This is a genomic window from Streptomyces sp. NPDC002795 (assembly GCF_042888725.1).
Lineage (GTDB): Bacteria > Actinomycetota > Actinomycetes > Streptomycetales > Streptomycetaceae > Streptomyces.
Window position 1 is genome coordinate 30006 of the sequence record NZ_JBIAQB010000021.1, and the last position, 23841, is coordinate 53846.

The 23841-nt window shown below is 71.4% G+C and carries 22 protein-coding genes; 12 read left to right on the forward strand and 10 right to left on the reverse strand.

Annotation, left to right across the window (positions count from 1 at the left end; all coding sequences use genetic code 11):
• Nucleotides 1-12 precede the first annotated feature (12 nt).
• The 8 genes from ACFYWS_RS38765 to ACFYWS_RS38800 form a co-directional block, all read right to left on the reverse strand.
• Nucleotides 13-2613, reverse strand: coding sequence for a hypothetical protein (locus tag ACFYWS_RS38765; RefSeq protein WP_389284370.1), 2601 nt, complete (start codon nt 2611-2613; stop codon nt 13-15).
• 123 nt (nt 2614-2736) lie between these two features.
• Nucleotides 2737-2940 carry a hypothetical protein gene (locus tag ACFYWS_RS38770; RefSeq protein ID WP_389284372.1) on the reverse strand — a complete coding sequence of 68 codons (204 nt, stop codon included), beginning with the start codon at nt 2938-2940 and terminating at the stop codon, nt 2737-2739.
• Nucleotides 2937-3485 (reverse strand): hypothetical protein, encoded by a 549-nt coding sequence (locus tag ACFYWS_RS38775; protein WP_389284374.1) that lies wholly within the window; start codon nt 3483-3485, stop codon nt 2937-2939. Before ACFYWS_RS38775 ends, ACFYWS_RS38770 begins: the two co-directional genes overlap by 4 nt.
• 137 nt (nt 3486-3622) lie before the next feature.
• The gene (locus tag ACFYWS_RS38780; protein WP_389284376.1) at nt 3623-5353 is read right to left on the reverse strand and encodes a DUF2637 domain-containing protein; all 1731 of its coding nucleotides are present in this window, start codon (nt 5351-5353) and stop codon (nt 3623-3625) included.
• Between the two features lie 240 nt (nt 5354-5593).
• Nucleotides 5594-5953 carry a hypothetical protein gene (locus ACFYWS_RS38785; protein ID WP_389284377.1) on the reverse strand — a complete coding sequence of 120 codons (360 nt, stop codon included), beginning with the start codon at nt 5951-5953 and terminating at the stop codon, nt 5594-5596.
• A 111-nt stretch (nt 5954-6064) separates the two neighbouring features.
• Nucleotides 6065-6364, reverse strand: a complete 300-nt coding sequence (locus ACFYWS_RS38790) for a WhiB family transcriptional regulator (RefSeq protein ID WP_389284378.1) — start codon at nt 6362-6364, stop codon at nt 6065-6067.
• Between the two features lie 271 nt (nt 6365-6635).
• On the reverse strand, nt 6636-6800 hold the full coding sequence (locus ACFYWS_RS38795) for a hypothetical protein (protein WP_266862596.1): 165 nt from the start codon (nt 6798-6800) through the stop codon (nt 6636-6638).
• A gap of 171 nt (nt 6801-6971) precedes the next feature.
• Nucleotides 6972-7577, reverse strand: coding sequence for a hypothetical protein (locus ACFYWS_RS38800; RefSeq protein ID WP_389284379.1), 606 nt, complete (start codon nt 7575-7577; stop codon nt 6972-6974).
• 363 nt (nt 7578-7940) lie between these two features.
• On the opposite strand from ACFYWS_RS38800, the gene ACFYWS_RS38805 reads away from it, so the two are divergent.
• From ACFYWS_RS38805 to ACFYWS_RS38860, 12 genes are all read left to right on the forward strand, one after another.
• Nucleotides 7941-8699, forward strand: a complete 759-nt coding sequence (locus ACFYWS_RS38805; protein WP_389284380.1) for a GntR family transcriptional regulator — start codon at nt 7941-7943, stop codon at nt 8697-8699.
• Entirely contained in the window at nt 8696-9406 is a 711-nt protein-coding gene (locus ACFYWS_RS38810; protein ID WP_389284381.1) for an AAA family ATPase, read from the forward strand. The genes ACFYWS_RS38805 and ACFYWS_RS38810 overlap by 4 nt, the downstream gene beginning before the upstream one ends.
• A 228-nt stretch (nt 9407-9634) precedes the next feature.
• Nucleotides 9635-10864, forward strand: a complete 1230-nt coding sequence (locus ACFYWS_RS38815) for an XRE family transcriptional regulator (protein WP_389284382.1) — start codon at nt 9635-9637, stop codon at nt 10862-10864.
• Nucleotides 10865-12167: 1303 nt separating this feature from the next.
• Nucleotides 12168-14348: a hypothetical protein gene (locus ACFYWS_RS38820; protein WP_389284383.1), complete on the forward strand. Its 2181-nt coding sequence runs from the start codon at nt 12168-12170 to the stop codon at nt 14346-14348.
• Entirely contained in the window at nt 14345-15178 is an 834-nt protein-coding gene (locus tag ACFYWS_RS38825; protein WP_389284384.1) for a DciA family protein, read from the forward strand. Before ACFYWS_RS38820 ends, ACFYWS_RS38825 begins: the two co-directional genes overlap by 4 nt.
• A 55-nt stretch (nt 15179-15233) precedes the next feature.
• Entirely contained in the window at nt 15234-15629 is a 396-nt protein-coding gene (locus ACFYWS_RS38830) for a hypothetical protein (protein WP_389284386.1), read from the forward strand.
• 150 nt (nt 15630-15779) lie between these two features.
• The gene (gene tap, locus ACFYWS_RS38835; RefSeq protein WP_389284388.1) at nt 15780-18005 is read left to right on the forward strand and encodes a telomere-associated protein Tap; all 2226 of its coding nucleotides are present in this window, start codon (nt 15780-15782) and stop codon (nt 18003-18005) included.
• 15 nt (nt 18006-18020) lie between these two features.
• Nucleotides 18021-18578 (forward strand): telomere-protecting terminal protein Tpg, encoded by a 558-nt coding sequence (tpg, locus tag ACFYWS_RS38840; RefSeq protein ID WP_362132425.1) that lies wholly within the window; start codon nt 18021-18023, stop codon nt 18576-18578.
• 108 nt (nt 18579-18686) lie between these two features.
• Entirely contained in the window at nt 18687-19277 is a 591-nt protein-coding gene (tpg, locus tag ACFYWS_RS38845; protein ID WP_389284389.1) for a telomere-protecting terminal protein Tpg, read from the forward strand.
• An 85-nt stretch (nt 19278-19362) separates the two neighbouring features.
• The gene (locus ACFYWS_RS38850; protein WP_389284391.1) at nt 19363-20148 is read left to right on the forward strand and encodes a hypothetical protein; all 786 of its coding nucleotides are present in this window, start codon (nt 19363-19365) and stop codon (nt 20146-20148) included.
• Between the two features lie 319 nt (nt 20149-20467).
• Complete coding sequence (locus ACFYWS_RS38855; RefSeq protein ID WP_334653919.1) at nt 20468-20704, forward strand: hypothetical protein; 237 nt, start codon at nt 20468-20470, stop codon at nt 20702-20704.
• A complete protein-coding gene (locus ACFYWS_RS38860; RefSeq protein WP_376343620.1) occupies nt 20704-20976 on the forward strand; it encodes a hypothetical protein in 273 nt (90 codons plus the stop codon). Before ACFYWS_RS38855 ends, ACFYWS_RS38860 begins: the two co-directional genes overlap by 1 nt.
• Before the next feature lie 1088 nt (nt 20977-22064).
• On the opposite strand, the gene ACFYWS_RS38865 is transcribed toward ACFYWS_RS38860, so the two are convergent.
• Nucleotides 22065-22484, reverse strand: coding sequence for a helix-turn-helix domain-containing protein (locus ACFYWS_RS38865; protein ID WP_119612516.1), 420 nt, complete (start codon nt 22482-22484; stop codon nt 22065-22067).
• Between the two features lie 55 nt (nt 22485-22539).
• Nucleotides 22540-23160 carry a hypothetical protein gene (locus ACFYWS_RS38870; protein ID WP_119612515.1) on the reverse strand — a complete coding sequence of 207 codons (621 nt, stop codon included), beginning with the start codon at nt 23158-23160 and terminating at the stop codon, nt 22540-22542.
• Nucleotides 23161-23841 lie beyond the last annotated feature (681 nt).

The window sequence follows — 23841 nt, forward strand, 5'->3', positions numbered from 1 at the left end:
GCTGTTCTCCTCTCAGTTCTCGTTGTGGACGCGGGCGGCGGGCACGAGCAGGCCGGCGTCTTCGGTGGCCTGCACCAGGGGCCGGTAGGCGTCGAACATGGCGTTCTCCGCGCTCTCGGAGAGTTCCGCCGCCGTGAGGGACTTGGTGGCCATCTCGTCGGCCTTGCGGGCCAGGAGCTCCATGGACTCCGCGAGCTTCGCCATCGCGGCGCCGGTCAGGCGGCCGATGACGTTGTGCGTGGAGCGCAGGTCGGCGGCGAGTTCGTCCAGCTCGTACCGGATCTGCCGGGCCTTCGCGGAGAGCTTGTTGCAGGTCTCGTGCGCCTTGAACGACTGCGCGGTGAGCTCCTCGAGGACGTCGAGCGTGTCGTCGAGGGTGACCTCGGTCTCGTGCTGCGCGTCCATGTCCGCGACGCTGCCGCTGCCCCACTTCGTCAGCCAGGCGTCACTCACGCTGTTCTCCTTCGTGCTCGGGGGACCGGCGGCGGGAGTGCCCGCGCCGGACGTCGACGGGCCGGACCCCGGGGAGTCGGCCCGCTCAACCGTGATCGGATCAGCCGGAGCGGACACCGCCGTCGCCATGCCCATCGCCTCGAACGGCGACAGGCGCGGCGTGCTGGTGCCCGGCACCGTGCCGCCGCCCGGCGGGGCCGGGGCTGCGGTTGCCCCGGCGACCGCAGCGGCCGGGGCCGGTGCAGCTGCCGGAGGACCGGCCGGACCCGGCGTCGGGGGCGGTGTGGTCGTACCGGTCGTCGGCGCCGGGCGAGGCCCGGGGACCGTGGTGGTGCGCATCCGGGCGCGCTTGCGGGCCCGCGCCTTGGCCGTGGACCAGGGCGTGCGGCGGGTCGGCGCGGCCGCGGCCGGACCGGCCGGCGCCTTCGCGGCGGGCCCGGCGGGCGTGGTGCTGCCGGGCTTGGGAGTCTTGGTCTTCGGGCCGGTCTTCTTCTTCGGCTTCCTGACCTTGACCTTCGTGACGATGGGCGACCCCATCTTCTTGCGGCGGCGCCGGAGCCGCTTCTCAGCGGTCTCGTGCACCGCCTCGCCGAAGGTGGTCCGGCCCCGGGCCGCGGACTTCATCGCTCCCAGGACCTTGCGGCTGTACTCCTTCTGGAAGCGCCGGCACTTGCGGCAGCGGCAGCCGTACTTGTCGGTCGCCGCGAACGTGCCGTGCGCGATGCCCGGCGTGAGCGTGACCTTCTTGCCCTTGCGGGACTTCCCGCCCGGCGCCTTGGGCACAGCCGGGCCAGTCCCGCCCTTGCCGGAGCGGGTCTTGCCCTTCTTCCCGCCGCCGCGCTTGCTGCCGGGCGCCGTGGTGCCCGCGCCGCTGCTGCCCTTCCCCTTCGGCTTCGTCTTCGGGCCGGTGCCGGAGGTGGTGGTGCCGGGCTTCTTGCGCAGGATCCCGGACGGGCCGGTCGTACCGCGCGGCGACTTCTTCGTGCCGCCCTTCGGGCCGGTGCCCGAGCCCTTGCCGGTGCCGGGCCCCTTCGAGCTGGTGGTGCCGGGCGTGGTCTTCCCGCCCGATCCCGTGCCCTTGCCGGGGCCGGTCGTCTTGCCGGTGCCCGTTCCGGAGCCCGGTCCGCGCTTCTTGCCCGGACCGCCGGACGAACCGCCAGCCCCGGACCCGGTGCCGCCGGGCCCGCGCCTGCGGTTCGTGGTGGAGCCGCCGCCACCGGAGCCGGAACCGCCGCCGCCGTTGGGGGAGCGCTTGCGCCCGCCACCGCCACCGCTGCCCGGTCCCTTGCCACCGCCGCCCGAACCTCCCGAGCCGCCGGACCCGGAGGAGCCGGGGCCGCGGTTCTTCTTGAGGTTCACGCCGCCGCCCTGCGACGTGCGCTTGAGCGGGGTGACCCCGGAGCCGCCCTTGCCGCCGCCGGAGCCGGAGTTGGAACGACCGGGACCGGAGCCACCGCCGCCGCGCCCGCCTCGGGAACCGCCGCCTGAGCCGCTGGGCGAGCGGGTCGTCGACCCGCCGCGCCCCCGGCCGCCAGAGCCGCTGAACGAACCGCTGCCGCCCCGCCCGGACCTGCCCGGACCAGAGCCGCCGGAGCGACCTCCCGGCCCGCCAGGACCGCGCTGGAGGGTCTTGCGACCGTACTCGTGGCTGGGCTGCACCTGCTTCTTCGAACTGCCCCCGGAGGAGCCGTCCTTGCCGGTGCTCGCGGTCTTCGCGACCGCTTCGCGCTGCTCCCGGTTCGCCCGGCCCGTCGCGACGGCGGAGTGGATGCCGCGCATGGCGGCCAGAGACACCGCGAGGATCGCCGCCAGGGACAGCGACCCCAGACGCGGCGCGGCGGGCTGCGCACCCTCCGAACGGAAGGTCGCCGGGACCATCGCGCCCGACCCGGCCGGAGCCGCAGCGGGCTCCGAACCAGGGGCGAACGGGGTCCCCAAACCGGGCTCGGGCAGTGCCGAGATGGTGTCCAGGGGCGAGGTGCGGATCGCGGGTGCAAACGCTTCGGGGGCGTCTGCGGGAGCCGGGGAGACGTCGGCGGGGGCCGCGAACGGCACGTCGGCGGGGGCCGGAGCGGGCGTCTCCGCAGGGGGTTCGGCGGGGGCGGTGTAGCCCACGCGCGGGAAGTGGATCAAGTTGTTGGGGCCGTCGTCGTCGGCCATGACGTCTCCCTCTCGGAGTTGACAGACGGTCACCGCCTGGGGCACCCTCGCGCGCGCACGACACGCGCGCGCCTTGGGGTGCTCCAGGCGGCAAGGAAGAAGCGGTGATGAAGAAGAACTTCGTCACCCTCCGTTGCTCTTGTAGAAGTCGTGGAGCGCGGCGGTGAGGCTGCGCCACACGTCCGGCTTGCCGTCGCGTTCGGCCTGGCGGGCCAGGGTCCGGCACGCGTCGTACCAGACCCCGGCCCGCTCCTTCTCGGTCGTGGCCTCCGCGATCCGCGCGTTCCAGTGCTTCGCGCGGTTTTGCGTCTGCCGAGGGGTGGTCACCCCTGCTCTCCCTTCGCGAAGTAGTCGTTGATCGAGGCGGTCGGCCGCTCACCACCGGCCGCCATCGGCCACTGGTTCCAGGGGTTGTCCGGGGCCACGAACTCCGCCGGCCTCGCCTGCGGGACCGCGCCCGGTGCCTGCTCCTGGGGGGTGTTGAGCGCGGTCACCGTCTTGTTCAGCGAGCTCGCGACGGCCGCGCCGACGGCGGCCTGGCGGCCGTTCTTGCGGTCCAGCTTCTTGGCCTCCGCGACCGCCCGGCGCTGCGGGAGCTCCAGGACCTCGTTGACGTAGGTCGCGTACAGAGCCTCCGCCTTGCTCGCGGCCTCGCCGGACGCCTTCTGCATGGCCCTGAGCTGCCGCGACACCTTCCAGGCGCGCAGCTTCTTGGCCATCCAGCGGTCGCCCTCGATCGGCGTCTGCTCCAGGCGCCGGCGCACGATGTCGGCGATCTGCCCGTACTGCTGGGCATCGCGAACGTGCTGGTCGCGGACGGTGGCGGTGAAGGCCCGAAGGCCCTCATCCGTGAACAGTGCGTTGATATCCATGAGGTGGGGATCTCCTTCTCGGGGCGGGGGCGATCTGGGAGGCTTTGTCGTGGCGTTTCGGCGCCTTCACCGCGCTCCCGAGGCGCTGACTTCGTCTCGGGGGCCGGTGGAACCGTCGAACGGCTCGTTCGTGCAGGTCACTGCTCCGGGCGGTATCCGCCGGCGAGCAGCTCGGCTGCCTCCTGGCGGTACTCGGAGGCGGTGCCGGGGGAGGTGACCGCCAGCTCGTGCTGGATGTCGGCCAGCGGCAGCCGGTCGGCGTCGCCACCGGCCGCGAGGATCATCCGGGCGACCCTGCGGACCGCCCGCTCGCGCGGCTTGAGCTTCGCGACGTCCTCGGCTTCGACCGCGCGCCGCTCGATTTCGGCAGCGGCCCGACGCGTTTCGGCAGCAGCCCGCTCGACTTCGGCGGCCTCCTTCTGGGAGCGCGCGATGTCGGCGAGGGCGTCCGCCTGGCGGCGGTCCTCCTCAGCCTTCTTGCGGTTGGCTTCGGCAGTGGCGCGCCGCGTTTCGGCAGCAACCCGCTCCGTTTCGGCAGCGACCCGATCGGCTTCGGCAGCGGCCTTGCGGGCTTCGGCGATGGCCTGGGTCTCGACCGCCTGGGCCTCAGCCGCGGCGACCCGGTCGGCCTCCGCCGCGAGCTTCCGCTTCTCGGCTGCCTGACGCTCCAGCTCGGCTGCGCGCAGGTCCGCTTCCGCCTCAGCCTCGCGCTCCTGGGCCTCCTTGCGCGCCGCCTCCGCTTCGCGGGTGCGGGCTTCGGCGATCACCGCGTTGTCGAGGGCCTGCTCCTCCAGCTCAGCGGCCCGCTCTGCGGCGCTGACCTGGGCACGAGCGTGAGCGCGGGCCTGGCCGGTCTGGCCGTCGATCTCCGCCCGGACCGTCTCCACCTCGCCCTTGGCGCGCAGGCGCTCGGACTCGGCCTTGGACTGGGCGACCTCGCTGCGGGTCTCCGCGTCCAGGCGCCGCCGCTCGGCTTCCTCCTCACGCTCCTGAGCTGCCCGTTCCTGCTCATCGGGCATGGCCAGGGCCTGGGCGACGGTGTAGCCGTACGGGGCCATCTTCATCGGCAGCAGCTCATCCTCGCTGGCCTTGGAGATGTCGCCACCCTCGTACTTGCGCTTGAGCCACTGCTCGTAGGCGATGAGCTCCTGGTCGCGGCGGATCATCTCCGGGTAGGAGGTGACGCCCCACAGCCGCATCCGGCGGAAGATCCGGGCCGTCGCGACGGGGGCGAGCACCCACCGCAGCCACGGGATCGAGTCGCGTTCGGCCTGGTCGGGCCGGACGATGCGGTCGATCGCGGTACGCCCGAGCTCCACCACCGTGATGAAGAGGATCGGGACGACGCCGTGGGCGCCGGCGGCGACGTAGTCCAGCAGCTTCCAGGCCCCTTTCGGGGCGCCGGAGGCGGCGTTGAGGACGACTGTCGCGCTGGTCAGCAGCCACACCGGGTAGCGAATCCAGCTGATGGGGCGCTTGAGCCAGGCCATCAGGAGGTCGACGGCGATCATGACCATGATGCCGACGTCGACGCCGACCGCGAACAGCTGGCCCTTGCCGAGCGACTCGAAGCGGAGCTGCTCGAACGCGAAGACCGCGACGTGCTCGAAGGAGAGGTACAGGCCGATGCCCGCGAGCACGAGCGCGGCGATCACGATCGCACCGGCCGCCCACTTCTGGGTTCCGGTCAGCGGGCCCGGTGAGTGCTTCGTTCCGGTTCCGCTTTCCGTCTCCGAAACGAACTCAGCCGTGTCCGAAACGGTGCCGGGTGTCCGCGAAACCGGCGTGGCCGTTCCCGAAACGGCGGCCGGTGAAGCCGAGTCGGAGTCGGGTTCAGCCGCGGTGCGCGGCCAGTCGGTGATGGTCATGAGGGCCTCCGGAGGGGGTCGTTCAGGGCGTACGCGAAACGGCGGGGGCTGCTCCCGAAACGCGGTGAGGCGTTCCCGAAGCGGCTCTTGGTGCGGATGGTTGCTTGCGAACCGGACACCGGCTCTACCCGCTCCGGGCGCGCGAAAAGGCCGGCTGCCCGGGGGGTGGGCGGCCGTACTCGCGAAGTGCTGCGGGGCGGTCTCGAAACTGGGAACGGCTCCCGCCGGGCGGGCGCGAAGTCAGCTCGTGTGGAGCTGCGCGCCGTGGCGCCGGAGGTCGTCGGTGGTGATGCCGTAGATCCGGCACTTGTCGATCAGCGGCTTGAGCGCGGTGCCGCCGGCGAGCGCCTCGGGCGATCCCACGCCGAGCAGCTTCTCGGTGTTCAGCAGGTCGTTGATCGCGGTCGCGGTGCGGGCGGCGTGCCGCTCGACACGGCCCTCGCCCACCCACTCCTCCGCGATGACGTGGAGGGTGGTGCGCCAGCTGCCGTTGTAGTCGTCGGGGTCGATCGGCGGGATGTCGCTGCCGAAGATCGCGAACGCGGCGGCCTTGGCGGCGGCTTCCGTGCCGGGCTGGAGCGGGGTGATCGTCGTGGCCATGGGGGCCTCCCTCGACTGTCGGTCCGGGCTGTCCGGCTCCCCGTCACCGCCCGTCCCGGCCGCCGTGGTGCAGCGGTCGGTGCGAGCGGATCAGGCAACCGTCAGAACGGATCAGGCAGAGCGGCGACGGGCGGCGCGGCGCTTGAGGGAGCGGCGCTCGGGCTCGGACAGCCCGCCCCACACACCGGCGGTCTCGCCGCGGTCCAGGGCGCCCTGGAGGCAGCTCTCCATCAGCGGGCAGCGACGGCAGACAGCCTTGGCTTCCTCGACCTGGAGCAGGGCCGGGCCCGTGTCACCGATCGGGAAGAACAGCTCGGGGTCCTCGTCGGCACAGGCCGGGCGGGGCCGCGGGGCGGGCGCGTCGGTGGAGACGGCGCCGTAGTACGGGGTGCGTACGATGGAGCGGTTCATCAGGGCCTCCCAGAAGGTCCAGTGCAGGAGATAGCCCCGGGGCGGCCACCCTGGGGCTGTTCTGTGTCGGCGGCCGTACGGCCGGAGCGGGGGAGCTCCCGGCGCTCTCCGCCGGCCCCGGCCGGGAAGGCACGGGGACGACGGGCAGGGCCGGGGTCAGCGCTGCTGGTTGGGCTGCCGGATGTTCATCGGCGGTTGGCTTCCGACCGCTGGTTCTGCTCTCGGTTCTTCTGCGAGAGCGCCTCGCGTTCGGCGTCGGTGAGGCTGGTGATCACGCCGCCACCTCCCAACCGGCCTGCGCCAGGGTCAGGTTGGGCAGGAGCGCCAGGGCGACGTCGACGCGGGCGGCGTCCTCGGGCTCGTAGCCCTTGGAGTCGTCCTCGCGCTCGATGTCGTCGATGACTCCGGCCCGCGGCTGCGCCGTGGTGCGTGTCATGCTGTGCTGCATCAGGTCCTCCAGTCAGGTCCTGGACAGCTCCCGGGCCGCAATCCCAAGGGCTGTCGCGATCACTCCCCATTTGGGGAGCTGACTGCTTGTACGAGCAGCCAAGGCCCCGGCCGCCCCTCTGCGGGGTGGCCGGGGCCTTGGTCGTTCGTCTGGAGCGGGTCAGCTCGCGCGCTTGGGGTGCAGCGTCTTGAGCGGGACCGGCGGTGCGCCCAGCGGCGCTTCACCGTCGGGCAGCTGCGCGCGCCGGGTGTCGGCGTCGCGAACCGCGGACTCGGTCGACGCCCACTTCATCTCGCGCAGCAGCCACAGGGGCCGGCCGTCGCCGGAGTCGTCGTCCGTCGTCGTCTGCTTCTGCGCGGCGATCTGGCTGACGGCGGGGGCGAGCGCGACCTTCGGCTTCCGCAGCACGGTGGTCTTGCGGCGGTGAACGGTCTCCGAGTTGCCGTCCTCGAGGCGCTCCTGCCACTTCTTGACCGTCATGTCGATGGTGACCAGGCGGTTGCTTCCCAGGCGGCAGCGGACGGACGCGTCCTTGTTCGCAAGGCCGGTGTCGTGCGGCACGACCTTGGGCTTGTGGGTCTGGAGGCCGGTGATCGGCACCCACGTCTTGCAGTCGGGGCAGATCAGCGACGCGCAGGCCGGGCGCAGGTCGTACTGGTGGGGCTTGAGGGTGGAGATGACGAGCGCGGGGCGGGCGTTGACGGTGCGGGAGCGGGTCCGACTCCGGCGGGTGCGGGCGGTGCGCTCAAGGGTCGAAGCAGACATCTGGACTCCTCATGGACGGAGTGGCAGGGGGCGCGTCGCGAATGCGTTCTCTGCCCGCCGGGCCGCACAGCACGAGGCCGGCGTCCCGTAGGACAGACAGCGCACAGCGCTGCGACGTGCACACAGTGGTCGCGGCCGTCAGGCTCCGGAGGAGTTCGATGGTGCTCTCACGCCCTCGGATTCCCAGCAAGCTGGGGAGGGCTACTCCGGCCACCCCGGAGGGCGGACGACTACTGCGGTGGTTCGACTACTCGGTGTTCCGTGAGGATCACCGTCTTACATACATCAGGTTGCCTCAGGTACCCTCAGGTGTCAAGCGGTATAGTGAGGCACCTAAGACGGAAAAGAAGGAGGCGAGGCGACATGCCAGGGCAACCGAGGGCCGACAACCGGCCGCCGTACGCGCGCATCGCGGGTCACTACCGCGATCTCATCCATTCCGGGGAGCTCGCGCCGGGCGAGTTGCTGCCGAGCATCCGGGCCCTGGCGGATCAGTGGGGCGTCAGCACTGCAACGGCCGACCGCGCCATGAAGCTGCTGCGAGACGAGAAGCTGGTCAACGGCATCCCGGGTGTCGGCACCGAAGTCATGGCGCGGCCCGTGTCGCTCGCCTCGGGGTCGGAACGTCATGACCGCAGCAGCACGACGAAGTCGTCGTGGGGCGTGGGCGAGAAGTCCTCCGGCCACAGCGCTGGCATGGTGCCGGCCCCCGAGGACGTCGCGCATGTGCTCGGCATCGACCCTGGTGACGACGTGATTCGCCGGAGCCGCGTCTACCGGGATGCTCACGGGATCGTCTCCCACTCAACGTCTTGGATCCCGGCGGAGTTCGCCCGGGTGCTGCCCGAGCTCGCACGCAGCGAGCGCCTCAAGGGCGGGCTGTCGCTGGATCTCATCGCCGAAGCCACCGGGCGCCAGGTCGAGCAGCGCATAGATGAGGAGACCGCTCGCATCGCCACGAAGGAGGACCTGGGGCTCCTGGAGTTGGACGCCGAAACCGTCGCAGCGATCCTGGTGCTGACCGCCAGGTTCCTGGACGTCGACGGCCAACTCCTCGAGTACGGCGTAGACCTGGGTGCTCCTGGCCGCACGCGGCGCACCACGTCCGAGGTGCTGCGGTGAACGCCAGCGACGCCGTCCTCCTGGATGACACCCTCATCAGCTGCCTCGAAGCGCGCCTCGGTGAGCTCCTTCGATCCGAGCGTGCCGACACCCTCACCCTGAAAGGACGATTCGAGATCAGCCGCATCTCCGCAGCCTTGTCCGGCCGGCCGGGACCTGCGCCCCGCGCAATCCTCATGACCGGCCTGCAAGGTGCTGGCAAAACGACCCTTGCCCGCGCCTTGGAGGAGGCCGGCTTCCGGCGTCTGTGCCCCGATGAGGAGATGTTCCGTCGCTACGGACACTACGGGCGAGACTTCCCCCGCGGTGAGTTCCTTGTCCGGGAGGCGCCCGTCCTCAAGGACATCGCCCTGGAGGTACAGCAGCTCCTGGCGGCCGGACACGAGGTCGTAGTCGACCACGGGTTCTGGACGCGGGAAGAGCGTGCCTTGTGGGCGGCGACCGTCATGGAAGCCGGCGGCGAGCCCGTGCTGATCTACCTGCCTGCACCGCACGAGGTGCGCTGGGACAGGATCCAGAAGCGCAACGCGAAGTCTCTGGTCGACCCGAACAGCATCTCGTTCACCGAGGAAGACCTGCTTCGACACGCGAACCGCTTCGAGGCACCCACCGCTGACGAACCGCACATCGTCTACGCCGGAGACCCGAGCGCCACGTTGGCGGCAGTTGACCGTGCTCTGCCTCGTCCCGACGGCGGCCGCCATTGAGTACCTCCCAGTCACCTCACGGAGCGCTTCCGTTACATGACGGTGCTCAAAGGCAGGCCCTGCGCCTAGTGACGAGTGCTGGTGACATCTGGAATGTCACCGCCACTTGTCACCTCCGCGCGATCAAGGGGCCGTGCCATGCTCGGCCGCAGAAGGGCCGGCCTCCGCTCGGGCATCACCCTGTCGGGCAGGCTGCGCCGCTGGACCGTACGGGGAAGGGGAACGGCGATGGATGAGCGTCCCGACTGGGCACGACGGATGGTTGAGGAGCGCGCGGCGCGCGACTGGTCGCAGGTCGACGCGGTGCGCGCGCTGATGGCCCGCCTCCCGGACGACCAGGTCGTGAGCGAGCAGGACTTGCTCCGGCAGTGGAAGCGCTGGGAGGCCGGCGACGCGCAGCCGGTGAAGTACAGGTCCGTCATCGCTCAGACCTTCGGCACGACGACCGGCGCGTTCTTCCCCGAGAAGTCGCGCCGGGACGGACGCTCGGAAATCTTGCAGGTCAGCGGTATGGACACCGTCGACATCATCGCCCGGCTGCGCGCCTCCGATGTGGACGTCGCCACGCTGGACGCGCTGCGGATCACGGCGGACCGGCTGTGCTGCGAGTACGCGTACCTGCCCGCCGACCAGCTGCTCCTGGAGGGCAAGGCGTGGCTCGCCCGAGTCGTCGGCCTCCAGCACCAGCGGGTCAGCCTGGCGCAGCACCGCGAGATCATCGCGCTCGCCGGGAAGCTGTCGCTCCTGGTGGGCTGCGTCGAGTACGACTCCGGCCGGCCCCGCGACGCGGAGGCCACCCGGCAGGCCGCGCTGATGCTCGGTCAGGAGGCCGGGGAGCTGAGCGTGCAGGGCTGGGCGCACGAGATGAGGGCGTGGTTCGCGCTGACTCGGGGCGACTACCGCGGCGTCATCGCGGCCGCGGAGGCCGGCATCGCCGTGGCGCCGAACGAGAGCGTCGCCGCGCAGCTGTACGCGCAGAAAGCCAAGGCGTGGGCGCGGCTGGGCGACCGGTCGCAGACCGAAGTCGCGCTCGACAAGGGACGCCAGATCCTCGAACTCCAGCCGTACCCCGAGAACATCGAGAACCATTTCGTGGTCGACCCCGCGAAATACGACTTCTACCGCATGGACGCGCTTAGGAAGTCGGGCGAGAACCGGCTCGCGGAGCAGCTGGCCAATGAGGTCATCCGGGCGGGCACGGATTTCGACGGGACGGAGCGGTCACCCATGCGGATCGCGGAGGCCCGCGTCACGCTCGGCGTGGTCGCCGCGCGCGAGGGAGACCTGGACACCGCGCTCGCCTACGGGGAACGGGCCCTGACCGGGGAGCGGAAGTCGTTGCCGTCGCTCGCGATGGTGGCCGCCGACCTCGGGCAGGCCCTCCAGACGCACTACGGACACGCCTCCGAGGCGCAGGAGTTCGTCACCCATCTTCGCGAACTGCGGGGTGGCCAATGAGCTTCCCGTTCGGCGGGCAACTTTCCGATTACGTACCGCGTCGCGGTCGCGGCATTCCGGGCCTCTCGGACTCTGCGCGAATTCGCCCCGCAAATATGTCGGGCCGTGCAGTTAGGCTGTGCCCAGCAGTGATCCAAAACGACGAGCACCCCGCGACCGGGCCTGGTCTACGGGGTGGCTCGAACGGGGCAACGCTCCGTTGGCGACACACCTGGAAAGGAGGTGATCGCGGGATGAAGGCTACCCGCACGCGCGGAACTACACGCGCCGCTACGCCGTTGATCTTCTGCGATCACGCCATCCGGACCGTGTCCGCGCATGCTGACGCCAGCCACCGGATTCAGGGGGTTGGGATGACCTAGCCGGCCATCGGCCGCGCGCGCCAACAGAGGTGGACTCGCCATCCCCTTCGGCCCCGCGCGGCCCGTCTACCGCCTGGAACTCCAGAGCGGTCCGCTCAGATCTCGGTCCTACCCGACTCTGAGCCGCGGCTTATCAAGCCGCTGCATTCCCACCGGCCCCTCATCAGGGCCGCCATTGCAAAACCCGCGGGCCCCGGCCAAGGGGCTTCGCGGTCGCAGTACCGAAGTACCGCCGCAGTACCGAAGTACCGCCGCAACACCGAAGTGCCGCTTCACGTTCCGGAGCCCGGCCAAGGGCTTTCGGAACACCAGCACCAAGTCCGTCGACAGAACAGGAGTCCGCCTCTGGCCTTCGTACCGCCACCCACCACATGAGCCGTTGCGGTCGCGCCCCGATCAAGAGGCCCGTCTGCGTTGATCCATATGAAGGCTGGTATCGCCATAGTGCACGAGCACCGCAGGTCTTGTCAGGTCGACCACGACCAGGCCAGTACCCCCTCTGGGGTGATTGCCGCAGGTTGTGGTGTCCCCTCTGACGGGATTGTGACGTACATCACACCTCTCCGGTGTCACACCATCGGCCCCTGGTCGGCGGCCCGCCCGGCCTCGGGGGCCTCGGAGGTGACGTCGGCCGCCGCGCTGATGCACTTCGTCCAGGACGTCATCCACAACTTCGACGGTGACGTCCTCGCGGAGGCCGTCCCGTGTGGCGGGACGGGTTCCAAGATTGTTGCCCGCCCTGCGGGAGCGATGGGGGTGATCGGGGCTCGCCGGACTCTGTCCACAGGGCTCCCGTTGCAGGCTCGGCGGGTGGATCACGAATCAGCAGTTCCGGCGGCTCCGGACGGGGGTGTCCGCTTTGGCGCGTACACCAGCCCCATGACGACACAGACGACCTCGGTCCTCGCGATGTCCGCCGCTCCCGTCGGGACGGTGGGCCGATGAGCGCCGTGGCGGCACCGGCCGCCGCGCTCCCGCGCCCTCGTACGCACTTCGCCGGCGGGGCCTCGCGCCGTCGGCTGCGGTCGGTCCCGGCGCAGGCCGGTCCGGTCGCGCGGCTGGAGCTGGGTAACCCGCTCCAGCTGTCGAAGACGATGCGGGCCCGGCTGCTCGCCGCGGTGCGCGCGCTGGTGACGTCTCCGGCGCTGGCCGGTGCGTCCGACGGGACGCGGCTGGCGTCGGTCGTGCTGACCGCGAAGGCGGATGCGCGCAAGGACTTCGAGACGTCGATCTGGGCGGAGGAGCTCGGGCGGTGGCTGGGGGTCTCCCAGTCGACGGTCGCGCACACCGTGCTGCCCGAGCTGCGCGGTGCCGGGTTCCTCGGCTCGAACGTCGCGACCAACAGCATCGGGTGGGCGACGGGCCTGGAGTGCTGGGTGATCCCGATGTACCGGGCGCAGCAGGCCGGCGACCGGCGGCACGCCCTGGCACTGTCCCGCTCGGAACTGGCGGTGCTGCTGAGCCTGATCGAGGTGCTGTTCGGCCCGGGGTGGGCGCCGAAGGACAAGCCGGTGATCCCGGCCGGGCTGCTCGCCGGTCGTACGGGCCGGGGGGCTGCGACGGACCGGCTCGGGCTGCTGCTGATGGTGCTGACGACGGGGTCGGCGGGCTGGCTGCAGCTGTGCCCCGGGTCGGTCGACACCGACCGGGGCCGTCCGGCGGCGACAGTCGCGCGGCTGCTGGGCTGCACGGCGGCGGCCGGGGCGAAGGTGCTCAAGCGCCTCCAGGAGCACGGCGTCGCGGACGTGGTGCGCAAGGAGACCGGCTCGGGCCTGAACGCGCAGTCGCGGGTGCGCCTGGTGCCGGTCGCCAAGGCCCACGGTGTGGCCGTACGGGAGGCCCGCCGGGTCGCGGACGCCGTGTTTTCAGACCTCGCCGGTACTGCATCCGGAGATCTTGAGTCCGGCGAGACGCCCGGGGCCCTTGTGGTTACTGGGATCGAGGGTGCTGGGCAGGCCGGGATGGCTGGATCGGCAGACCTCGCCGCTACTGCACAGCACCACGCTCTCCACGCTTCTGGGGTTACTCCTGGTGGTTCTCTCACGCTCTCTGGTGGCTTTTCCGGCGAAGGCCGTGGTGGGAACCACGGTCTGCCGGACCGCGCGTGCGTGCGCGAGGACGGCGGCCCGCTCCGCGGGGAACAGCAGGAGAAGTCCCCGGTCGTCGAAGGCGTGAAGGGCGGCGCCGGGCCGGTGGCCGGTGCTCCGGTGCGGGTCGTGGACGGTGCGGGCCAGGACAGGCAGCAGCGGGGGAGGGTGCCTCTGCCGCCGGAAGATCTGCGGGCCGTCCTGGCTCCGGTCGACCTGGTGTGGGCGCGCCTGGAGCGTCCGGCCGCCCGGAAGCTGGTGGAGGCCGCAGCCCGTGGCGAGCTGGCCCGGGTGGTCGGGTTCGCCGGCCGTACGGACGCGCCGCAGATCCTGGCCGACCGGGTCGCCCGGCGCCTGGAGGACCAGATGCGGCTGGCCGGGCCGATCAAGGACCCGGTGGGCTGGCTGATCGGCCTGGCCCTGCCCCAGCGTCAGCGATGCGGCGACGTCCGGTGTGACGACCGGGTGCTGCTCGACTCCGGGCAGGACTGCCCTCGCTGCGAGGAGAAGCAGGCCGACCGCCGCGACCAGCGCCGTGCGGTCGCGGCCGCCGTCGACGCCGCGATGCCGCACGCCTCCGAGACCGAGCGCCGTACGGCGACCGCGCAGCAGCTGCACCAGGACGTCACCGCCCAGGCGTGGATCCGCGAGCACCGGTGGGCACAGGTCCGCGAGCAGCAGGCCGCCGCAGCTCAGGCCCGTGCCGAAGCCGCGGCCGCGCAGCCGGCCGTCGACGTCCCGGCCGCGCCGATGGCGCCGGTCGTGCTGCCCGCGCCGCGTCCGCTTGCCGCACCGGACCCGGTCGACGGCGACGACCAGGAGCAGGAGCTCGTCCTCGAGGATCTGACCCGTGAGCAGGTCCGGGCCTGGCGGGTGCGGGGGTTGAAGGACCACAGCGTCGTCCTCGACCACATCGACCAGTACGGCGAGCCGTCGGCCCGGCGTCTGTTCAGCAACCAGGTGGTCGACCAGGCGCAGCACCACTCCCGGCTCGGGCACCTGGACCTCGGCTACGCGACCTGGGGGCAGGCATGAGCGAGGACGAGGTGTCCGGGGTCGACCTGGCCCGGGTCGCGCTGCGGGCCGCGACGGAGCAGGCCCGGAAGAACGGCGCCGGCCAAAAGGCGAAGAAGAAGCCGCAGACCCGCGCGGCGGTGCGGCGCGACGGGCGCGAGCCGTTGGGCCTGGGCGCGGCGATCGGTGCGCTGGTCACCGAGCGGGCGTGGGAGCTCCCGGCCGCCGGCGCTTCCCTGCGGGAGCGGTGGGCGGCCATCGCCCCGGAGCTCGCCGGGCATGTCGCCGCCGTGTCGTACGACCCGGACTCCGGCCGGCTCACCGTGTGCCCGGAGTCGTCGGCCTGGGCGACGAAGGCCCGGCTGGAGCAGACCCGCGTCATCGCGGCCGCCAACAAGGCAGCGGGCCGCACCGTCGTGAGCTCCCTGCGCATCCTGCCGCCCGGTGCTGTGCCCGCGCCCGGTCCGGCCGACGTCGCCCCGGCAGATCCGGCCCCGGCCGCGCCCACCGGTCCGGCGAAGACCAGGGAGACCGCGTGCGAGGGCTACCGCCGCGCCCTCGCCGCGCACCAGGAGGTTGCCGCACCGTCCCGGGTCGACCCGGGGATCGCGGAGGCGGTGGAGCGGCAGAACCGGGCGATGCGCGAGCTGTCCCGTAGGGCGTTCCCCGAGATCGACGTCGTTCCGGACGATGCGCCGGCCCCGATCGCGGCGGCTCGTGCCCAGCGACGTCACCAGGCCGACGTCTCCCACGCTGCGGCTCTGCGTCGGGCACGAGCGGAGCGCGCGGCGAGAGAGGCCGGGACCTCGGCCGTGCTGCCGCGGCCGGCTCGGCTCCAGGAGTCGGCGTGAACGGAATTGACTGGATCTCCTCCCTGCTCTGTGGGTCAAGGGTCACCATCGTCGAATGGACACTCAACCGGCCCGCTACTACGCGTACTTCACCGACACCGACGCAGCTGAGGGCGAGGACGACGAACTGGAGGTGCTGGTCGAGTCCTGGGACGCGGACGGCAGGGCCCTCATCCTGGACCAGGCGGAAGGCCGCCTCGTGGTCGCCAAGGACCGGCCGGGCTTCCTTCGGGTGGAGCGATACAACCAGCCACAGGTCCGCGGCGTACTGCCGGGCGGGAACTGGAGGCTACGGGCGAAGGAGGGGCCGTCGTCCCACAGCCGCGTCGGCTCCCCGGTCATCGCGTTCCTCGTCTACGACGCGTACGTCCGGCCCGTCACGAACCTTCCCTCCCCCAACGGGAGGTGGACGACCACGTCGGCGCGGTACGACCTCTTCCAGTCGGACTGACCAGCCTTCCAACCTGACCGCGGCGCCCTTGCTCAGCAGGGGCGCCGCGCGTCGTTTCCACCCTCCGAACGCACAACGTACGGTATTCGTACGGTGAAAGTGCGCGATCCTTACGGTTCATGGGGTAGAGTGTGGATCAGGAGGTGTTCCATGTCCGAGATGTTCGATGCGGTCGACGCGCTGGTCGCGTCCCGCTCTGCTCTGCCGTCGGCGGAGGAGCGCAAGCGGCTGCGGGTCGCGCACGGCCTGACGCTGGACGATGTCGCCGGCGCCCTCGGGGTGCGCCGGGCCACGGTGTCCGCCTGGGAGTCGACGAAGAAGCCGACCGAGCCGCGCGGCCCGGAGCGTGAGGCGTACGCGCGACTGCTCAAGCAGCTCGCGGAGCTCTACCCGGCCCCGGTGCCCGCCACGTTCACCGGCGCCCCCGCCCCGGCGGAAGTGCCGACTCTGTCCACAGGTCCTGCCCCCGAGGCTGCGGTCATGACTGCAACCGAGAACACCCAGGCCCCTGCCCCGGCTCCCGTCGCCGCTGCTCCGGCGGCTGCGCCGCGTCCGGCGAGCACCACCAGGCCGACGTCGTCGACGTCGCGCCGTCCGGGTACGAAGAAGGCGGCCCCGGCCGGAACCCCGGCGGGCGGCACCGACCCGCGGTTCGAGAACGGCCCGTTGGCCGTCGTCGACGTCGAGGACGGGAAGGTGCTGGCGTACTGCACCGGCGGCCTGGTCCTGGACGTGCCCGCCAAGTCCCTGCCGTCCCTGGTCGACTGGACGCTCAAGGAGGCGAAGCTCGGTCAGCCGAAGCTGTCGGGCCCGGGGAGGCCGGCCGACCCGCTGATCGTGCTCACCGAGGCCGCGTGCGAGCGCTACGGCCTGCCCGTCTCGCTCACGGCGGAGGAGAAGGACGCCGGGCGGATCCCGGAGGGCCACAAGGTCGTCAAGCAGCTGGTGCGCGCCGACTGGAAGCTCACCAAGCGCGGGTTCGGGCCGTGGGCGCGGATCTACCGCCCCGCCAAGGGATCGGACCGCCAGTGCGTGCAGCTGTGCATCCCGTCGTGGAACGCGCTGGACGCCCGGTTCTGGGGCGACGCCGCGCAGCTTCCGCCGGCGGAGCTCGCCCGCGTCCTGGGCGTCTACGCGTCCCGGGTGATGACGCCGCGCGGCTCCACCGCCGTCACCGGCCTGGAGCTGATGACGGCGCTGCACCCGCCGACCCACGCCGTGCGCGATGAGGAGACCGGCGCCCTGCGGCAGGCCGAGACCAAGACGCCCGGGTCGCTGGGTAAGGACCCGGTGGACTGCGCGCCGTGCGAGGCCCCCGACGGGCACCCGCTGCTCAAGGACCTGCCGCGCTTCACCGTCCGGGGACCGGCGGACAAGCTGTTTGAGGAGGCGTACGACTGGGCGCGGCCGATGACCGATGCCGAGTGCACCCTGCGCTACCTGGTCGGCCTGGACGTGAACATGGCCTTCGCCGCCGGTGCGAACGGGCTGAACGTCGGCCTCGGTGAACCGACACACGTCAAGAACCCGGTGTTCGACCCGAAGCTGCCCGGCTCGTGGCTGGTCGACCTGTCCCACGTCGACCTGTCGAAGGTGAAGGTCGGCAAGGAGTGGGTGGAGCTGGACGGCTCGCTGCTCCCCTCGCCGTTCACGCCGAAGGGCGACCGCCCCACGGGCCCGGCCTGGTACGCGACGCCCACCGTCGCCTACGCCCAGGAGCTCGGCTACGACGTCGCGCCGATCGAGGCGTGGGTCCGGTACGAGAACGGCCGCTACCTGGACGGCTGGTACGCGCGGCTGCGCGACGCCTACCTCGCCACGATGGCCGACCTCGGCGTCGACGCCGACCTGTCGCCGGAGGACTTCCTCGCGGCGATGGACGGCTACAAGGAGCGCGACCCGGAGCTGACGATCGTCGTCTCGGCGATCAAGGCGACGGTCAAGGGCGGCCTGGGCAAGCTGCGCGAACGCCCGCGTGGTGAGGGCTGGCGGCCGGGCGAGCGGTGGCGTGCCCTGGAGCGCCCGACGTGGCGCCCCGACATCCGGGCGGCGGTCATCTCCCGCACCCGGATCAACCTCCACCGCAAGATCGTGAAGCACGCGGCGTTCACCGGGCAGTACCCGATCGCGATCCTGTCCGACTGCGTCGTCTACGCCGCCTCCGGACCGTCGCCGCTGGACTTCCTGCCCTACCGGGAGGGCAAGCCGCTGCCCGGCGGCTTCAAGCTCGGCATCAACCCGGGCCTGGTCAAGCACGAGGGCACCCAGACCACGCTGTGGGGCGAGGAAGTCCGCGAGCGGTTCAACGCCCCGGAGCTCAACCTGGCCCGGTCCATCAAGGACGGCACCGTCACCGACGCCGACAACGGCGAGTAGGGGAGTAGGCAGGCGATGAGCATGTTCGGGGACGGCCTGGACAAGGCGGTGCAGAAGGCGTTCACCCGCCCGGCACCCAAGTCCGCGGGCCCGCAGATGCGGTACATGGTCAAGCAGCTCGGTGGCACGAAGGCCGTCGCCGACCTGCTGGGCATGTCCCAGCGGCAGGTGGAGCGGTACGTGGCGGGCAAGGCCAAGAAGCCGCGCGCCGACCTCGCCGCGCGCCTGGAGCGCGAGGTGACCAAGCGGTGGCAGCCACAGATCCGGGCCAAGGCCCGCGAGAAGGCGGCGACGACCGGCGGCATCGTCATCGACGCCCGCGCCCGCATGGGCTACACCGCGCCGATCGGCTCCACCGACCAGGACCGCATCCGGCACCTGACCGTCGCCCTGCCGCCCATCTACGCCGCCCGCCTCTTCGACGCCCAGGCAGCCGGCGCCAGCGACACCCAGCTCCAGGAGATCGCGGCCGAAGCCCTCAAGGAGGTCTACTTCCAGGACGGCGGCCGCCGCGCCGGAAGCCTGGATGAGGTCCGGTTCACCGACGTCGAACACCTCGAGTTCGACCTGTAGCAGCCCGCCCCGAACAGCCCGCGAGCCCGGACCGGTTGGTCCGGGCTCGCTCGCGTACGGCGCGGCGACCGGACCTCTGTCCACAGGTGAACCGTGGTCCCTGGAGGTATGAGCGATCACGAGCAACAGCAGCCGGCCCCGCGCCGCGGCAAGGTCCTGGAGGCCCTCGTACGGGCGGAGCGGAAGCTCTTCACCCGGCCCGCCCCGAAATCGGCAAAGGCACGTATGAAATTCCTCCGCACGCGCGAGGGCGGGTCCACCGCAGCCGTGGCGAAGCGCCTGGGCACCTCACGCCGGACGGTGGAGCGCTACCTCGCCGGGAAGCTGACGAAGCCGCAGAAGCGCCTCCAGGCCGCCCTGGTGGAGGAGACCGAATCCGAGTGGCAACCGCAGGTCAGAGCGCAAGCACGCGCACAGGCGTCCACCTCCAGAGGGATGATGGTGGAGGTGACGGCGTACTTCGGATTCACCTGCACGGGCAGCTCGGACGATGGCCGCGAGCGCCAGATCACCACGGACATCTCGCCCACCTACGTGAAGCAGATCCTGGAGCTCCAGGAAGCTGGTGCGACGGAGGAGGATCTACATCCGATCGTCGCGGAGGCCATCACGGAGTCGTATTTCACGGAATGGGGCACACGGGCCGATGGACTCCGCGCGGACTTCACGTCAGTGTCATCAATTTCTTTCCGGTTCTGACCCGCCCAAATTCTGAGCCTGCTATAAACCAGATCTGCGGGCCGCCGTACAGCGCTCTGGCGGCGGCCCGCACCGAATCCGCACGATGAATGCGAGACCGAACATGACCCGGTTCTGGCCGCCCGGCGAGAGCACCCGCCGACCGCTCGCCCCGCGCGTCGCCGCGCCCCGTGAGCCGGTCGACCCGGCCCGGATCGGCCGCCGCGTCGTACGGCGCCGGGCCAATGGCATGGACGCCGGCGCCATCGCGGCGGCCCTCGAGGACGCACGCTTCGACGCCCGGCAGGCGTCCCGGCACGAGGACCTGGCCGACGACCTTCGCGGCCCGGCGGAGCTCGCGGAGTGGGAACGCCTGCACCAGCTGCTCGCCGCGGCCGCGCCGGGCACGGTCTATGACCCGGACACCGACGACGTCGTCCAGGCCGAGCTCGCCGCCGACGCCGCGGCCGCCGCTGCCCGGGAAGCCGACCTGCGCGAAGCCCAGCGGATCGCGGCCCGCGCCGACGAGCTCCAGGCGCTGCGCGAGCTCGGCACCCTGGAGCAGACCGAGCCCCGCACCGGCGACGAAGCCGTACGCGAGGAGCTGACCCGGCGAGCCGGCGGGTACGTCCAGGCCGACGTCGACGGCTGGCTCGCGCGCGCCCTGGCCGCGCATCGCGGGCACTACCGCGACCCGGCCGCCCGCGAGGAAGCCGCCGGCCTTCTCACCGCGCCGGTCCTCGCGCACGCCGCGCTGCTCGCCGAACTCGCCCGCCTCGTCCCCAACGCCGACATGGACCAGCTGGTGTTCGCGGCCCGCCTCGCCACCAGCGAGCCGGAAGCCGCCGGTGCGCTCGCCGCGTTCCTCACCCGCGCTCACCCCGCCCGCTGATCACAGAAGGTGACTAACGGGCTGTCACGCTCGGGTGTCACGCTCCCTCGGTCCGGCTGTCACGCTGAGGTGTCACGCTGCCGATCGGGCCAGCAATCACGGGGCCGACCCCCGGTTTCGGCTCCACCACCAGCAGCGTGACACCCTCGCCGGGAGCGAGTACGGAAAGTAACCGCCGGGATCGGCCCGAGGCGGGCCAGTGAGGGGAGCGGACGGGCGGCCGACCCGCTCCCAGCCGGGTGCTGCGGAGTGGTCCCCAGGGCCTGCGCCCGCCCGATACCGTGGTGGCACACGCCCATTCGCGCCCTGGAGGCCCTCGATGAGCGAACAGCCGGCCCCCGCCGACACCACCGTCCGGCAGCAGCTGGAGCCCGCGGCCGCCGACGGGCTCCGCGCGTACGCGGCCCGGACCCGCGAGAGCGCCGACCAGCTCGCCGCCGTCCTGGAGGACATCGCCGCCAACGGGCTGCCCTCGGTGGAGGACTGCACGCCGTGGGAGGAGCTGCGCGAGGCCCACCTCGCCCGGCTCGCCTCCCAGCGCCCGGCCGTCGCCTGATGCCCGCACCCCACGGCCCCCGCCGCGCCCAGGTCGCGTTCTCCGACTCCGCCGCCAAGCAGCTGGACGCCATCACCAGCGAAGCCGAGCTGCACGCCCTGGACCGCGCCCTGGTCGTCATCTCCGTCGACCCCGACGCCGGCGAACTCCTCCCCGGCGACAGCACCGGCCCGCGGCTGCGCCAGTACGTCGACGACGTCGAACGGGTCCGCCTCGTGTACTGGGTGACGGCGTTGAAGACCGTCGTCGTGGTCGCCTTCATCGAGGTCTAACCCGCGACGTCCTGGACCAAGCCGACCGGCTGCTGCTCGCCGGAGCCAAAGAGGCCGGCGACGACCACGAGGACGGTCCACAGCGGACCGACGTCTTCGTCGTTTGGTGAGGGATCGGGTCCGCCGGTTGGTGAGGGATCGCTCGCGTAAGAGGAATACCTAGGACTGACTGACCAGATGACGAGCGCGTTCTTCTCACCCGCCGTAGGCGAGATACCGGTGGTAGAGGCTGCGCACGGCCTCGCTGACGCGGATGTTCGGTCGGTGGTTCTGATGGGTGCGCAGCATTCGCACGGTCGGGCGGAGCTCACCAGCGTGCCCGTAGCACCACGGCCCACATGATCCTTCCCGGCGCTGTGCGGCCTCCTGCGCCGCTCTAAGCGGTTCCGGGCTCCCGGACAACGATCACGGGCCTCTCGGGCTCTCACAGCGGCGCACAGCGCTTCGCGGCGTCGGGTGTCTCCGCAGTTCGCCTCCTGCGCCGGTGATCTCGTCTCCCGGCCGCGAGCTCTGCTCTCAGAGGGGGGAGAGTTCAACCCGCACGTAGGTACTACAACTACTTACCTACATTGGGGTGCAACAGACGGCCCGGCCCGGCCCGCTTGGGCGGCCCGCCAGCCTCCCGGCGCGGGGCCCCGCTGTGGACCTCCGGCATCACCCAGACCCTTGCACCCTTCTGCTTGCTGCCCACCCTGCTGCACGAGCTGCTGCTCCTGGTGGTGAAGGGTGCAAGGGCAGCACAGGGGTGCAAGACCGGGCGCTGCCCCGGCCGCCCTGCTCGCGGTGCAGCACTCGCCCGACCCAGATGGCACACGGGTGCTGCACGGGTAGCAAGGCGGGCCTCACCAGGTGCAGCAACCAGCGCAGCGGTCCGGCCCGGCCGCCGGCGGTTGTTCTGCTGCTCCAGAACAAGCCGGTTCACCTGGTGCTACCGCCCACCTGCTGCGCGGGACGTGCGGCGCGGACGCGTAGTGGCTCGCGTTTGTTCTGCTGCTCCAGAACAAGGCGGTTTAGCTAGTGCTACCGAGCAGGGCATGAAGAAGGCGCCGCACTCCTGGTGCGGCGCCTGGGACCTTCGGTGGGACGGTTCAGCCGGTGGCGGCTAGGTTGGCCATCTGGGCGGCGAACCTGGCCCGTCGCTGCTCGGTGAAGCGGCCGGGTTCGGCGGCCTTGATCTCCGGGACCTTCATGACGGGGGAGGACACCTTGCCGCCGGTCAGCAGCGGGTGGAGCTGGTAGAGCCCGTCTTCCAGGCTCCAGGCGAGTCCGCACTCGCGGAGCTCCTTGAAGCCGCGGTTCACCGTCGGCTTGCTCGCGCCCAGCTCGCGCGCCATCTCGTTCTGGCTGATCGAGGCGGTGCCGTTCTCCGGGTCGCTGAGGTACAGCAGCTCATCCAGGACGCGGCGGCCGGCGGTGGAGACGTCGACCAGGGCCAGGAGGCGCAGCACGGCACGGGGAATCGTGACGGGGGCCTCTGTGGGAGGGCTGGGGACGTAAGAGCTGCTCACGGAGCCTCACCACTTCCGATCAGGTCGACGTGTAACGAGGATATGCCGCGCGAGGTCATGCGCTGGCCTTGCGAACCGGCCGCCTCTGGCGCAGCGTCACGACCTTCTCCTTGCGGCGGGCGGACTCCGCGGCCTTCTTCTCCACCTCGCGCGCCTGGCGCCACTCGGTGGGGTAGTCGGAGTGCGGGATGAGGCAGGACGGGCCCTCCGCGCTGTTCCAGAGCGCCTGCCACTTCTCCTGCTCGCCCGAGGTGCCGGCCACCGTCAGCCACGGGTTCAGCTGGAGGACACCGCGCTTGGCGGTCCGCATCCAGCCGATGTGCGCGAAGAACTGGCTGGCCTCGTTCACCGAGGCCGCCGACAGGTTGCACCGGGCCTGGAGGTCGCGCTGGTTGGTCTTCACGAAGCCGCGAGCGGCAGCCCGGGTCTGGTCGTCGGCGCGGTTGGCGTTCTGCAGCGCCACGAGCTTGCACCAGACCTGGAACCAGGAGCCGGGCATCTTGAGGCTGCCGAGCACGTCCATGAGCAGCCGGGCGTCCAGGACGTAGCCGCTGCACTCCGCGCTCGCGGCGAACTCCCGGCCCTTGATCTTCTCCACGCCCAGGATCAAGCCGCCCTTGCCGTCCGACCGCGCAACCACGCGCTCGCCGGGGCGGACGATCGGCAGCTGTTCCATCAGCACAGTCCTCCAGAGATGATCAACGTTTCAGCCTGCACGGTAGCACTAGGTAAACCGGCTTGTTCTGGAGGGGCAGAACAAACCGTGGCTCACAGTTACCTGATGACCCGTCAGATTCGGGGCCCGTTTGTTCTAGGTTTCCAGAACACCCAGAACGCGTTTGTTCTGGAAACCTAGAACAAACGGTTTCGCATCACCGCAGGTCAGAGCCGGTTTCGGCGTGGAACGCTCTTATGTGTCACTAGAGCTCAACCACCACGCGAACCCCGGCCGACACGCCTCGGCGCGTACGGGGCAAGCAGCTGGCAGCGGCGGGCGTGTCGCCGTCGACAGCCACCGGATCGAGGGGGCCGGCCTCCGTGGCTGAGGCGGCTTCGCGTGCGGCAGCGCGCCCTCGTGCGGGTCGTGGACGGCAGCAGCGGCTCTGAGTCTCGGGTGGTGCCGACCGTGACGTTCAAAAGCGAGGAAGCGTGGCCGGTGCCGGTGGACGGTTCCGCCGCCCGGCCCGGGGGGCCGTTCGGCTCCGGTACCTCCGCACGCCGGAATTCGAGCTTTCCGATATCTGAGGTACCGTTCTGTGGCTCGGGTCCACAACTTCGCAATTCGTTATTCCTCGCGTGAGTGGTGGGAAACGAATTCTGGCGCTGACCTTGCATCAAAAGCCGCGCCCCGCCCGGG

Excerpts from the sequence above, each read along its gene's own strand:
- ACFYWS_RS38765 (WP_389284370.1), bottom strand. The coding sequence starts at position 2,613 with ATGGCCGACGACGACGGCCCCAACAACTTGATCCACTTCCCGCGCGTG.
- ACFYWS_RS38775 (WP_389284374.1), bottom strand. The coding sequence starts at position 3,485 with ATGGATATCAACGCACTGTTCACGGATGAGGGCCTTCGGGCCTTCACC.
- ACFYWS_RS38780 (WP_389284376.1), bottom strand. The coding sequence starts at position 5,353 with ATGACCATCACCGACTGGCCGCGCACCGCGGCTGAACCCGACTCCGAC.
- ACFYWS_RS38785 (WP_389284377.1), bottom strand. The coding sequence starts at position 5,953 with ATGGCCACGACGATCACCCCGCTCCAGCCCGGCACGGAAGCCGCCGCC.
- ACFYWS_RS38790 (WP_389284378.1), bottom strand. The coding sequence starts at position 6,364 with ATGAACCGCTCCATCGTACGCACCCCGTACTACGGCGCCGTCTCCACC.
- ACFYWS_RS38795 (WP_266862596.1), bottom strand. The coding sequence starts at position 6,800 with ATGACACGCACCACGGCGCAGCCGCGGGCCGGAGTCATCGACGACATC.
- ACFYWS_RS38800 (WP_389284379.1), bottom strand. The coding sequence starts at position 7,577 with ATGTCTGCTTCGACCCTTGAGCGCACCGCCCGCACCCGCCGGAGTCGG.
- ACFYWS_RS38805 (WP_389284380.1), top strand. The coding sequence starts at position 7,941 with ATGCCAGGGCAACCGAGGGCCGACAACCGGCCGCCGTACGCGCGCATC.
- ACFYWS_RS38815 (WP_389284382.1), top strand. The coding sequence starts at position 9,635 with ATGGATGAGCGTCCCGACTGGGCACGACGGATGGTTGAGGAGCGCGCG.
- ACFYWS_RS38820 (WP_389284383.1), top strand. The coding sequence starts at position 12,168 with ATGAGCGCCGTGGCGGCACCGGCCGCCGCGCTCCCGCGCCCTCGTACG.
- ACFYWS_RS38825 (WP_389284384.1), top strand. The coding sequence starts at position 14,345 with ATGAGCGAGGACGAGGTGTCCGGGGTCGACCTGGCCCGGGTCGCGCTG.
- ACFYWS_RS38830 (WP_389284386.1), top strand. The coding sequence starts at position 15,234 with ATGGACACTCAACCGGCCCGCTACTACGCGTACTTCACCGACACCGAC.
- tap (WP_389284388.1), top strand. The coding sequence starts at position 15,780 with ATGTCCGAGATGTTCGATGCGGTCGACGCGCTGGTCGCGTCCCGCTCT.
- tpg (WP_362132425.1), top strand. The coding sequence starts at position 18,021 with ATGAGCATGTTCGGGGACGGCCTGGACAAGGCGGTGCAGAAGGCGTTC.
- tpg (WP_389284389.1), top strand. The coding sequence starts at position 18,687 with ATGAGCGATCACGAGCAACAGCAGCCGGCCCCGCGCCGCGGCAAGGTC.
- ACFYWS_RS38850 (WP_389284391.1), top strand. The coding sequence starts at position 19,363 with ATGAATGCGAGACCGAACATGACCCGGTTCTGGCCGCCCGGCGAGAGC.
- ACFYWS_RS38855 (WP_334653919.1), top strand. The coding sequence starts at position 20,468 with ATGAGCGAACAGCCGGCCCCCGCCGACACCACCGTCCGGCAGCAGCTG.
- ACFYWS_RS38860 (WP_376343620.1), top strand. The coding sequence starts at position 20,704 with ATGCCCGCACCCCACGGCCCCCGCCGCGCCCAGGTCGCGTTCTCCGAC.
- ACFYWS_RS38870 (WP_119612515.1), bottom strand. The coding sequence starts at position 23,160 with ATGGAACAGCTGCCGATCGTCCGCCCCGGCGAGCGCGTGGTTGCGCGG.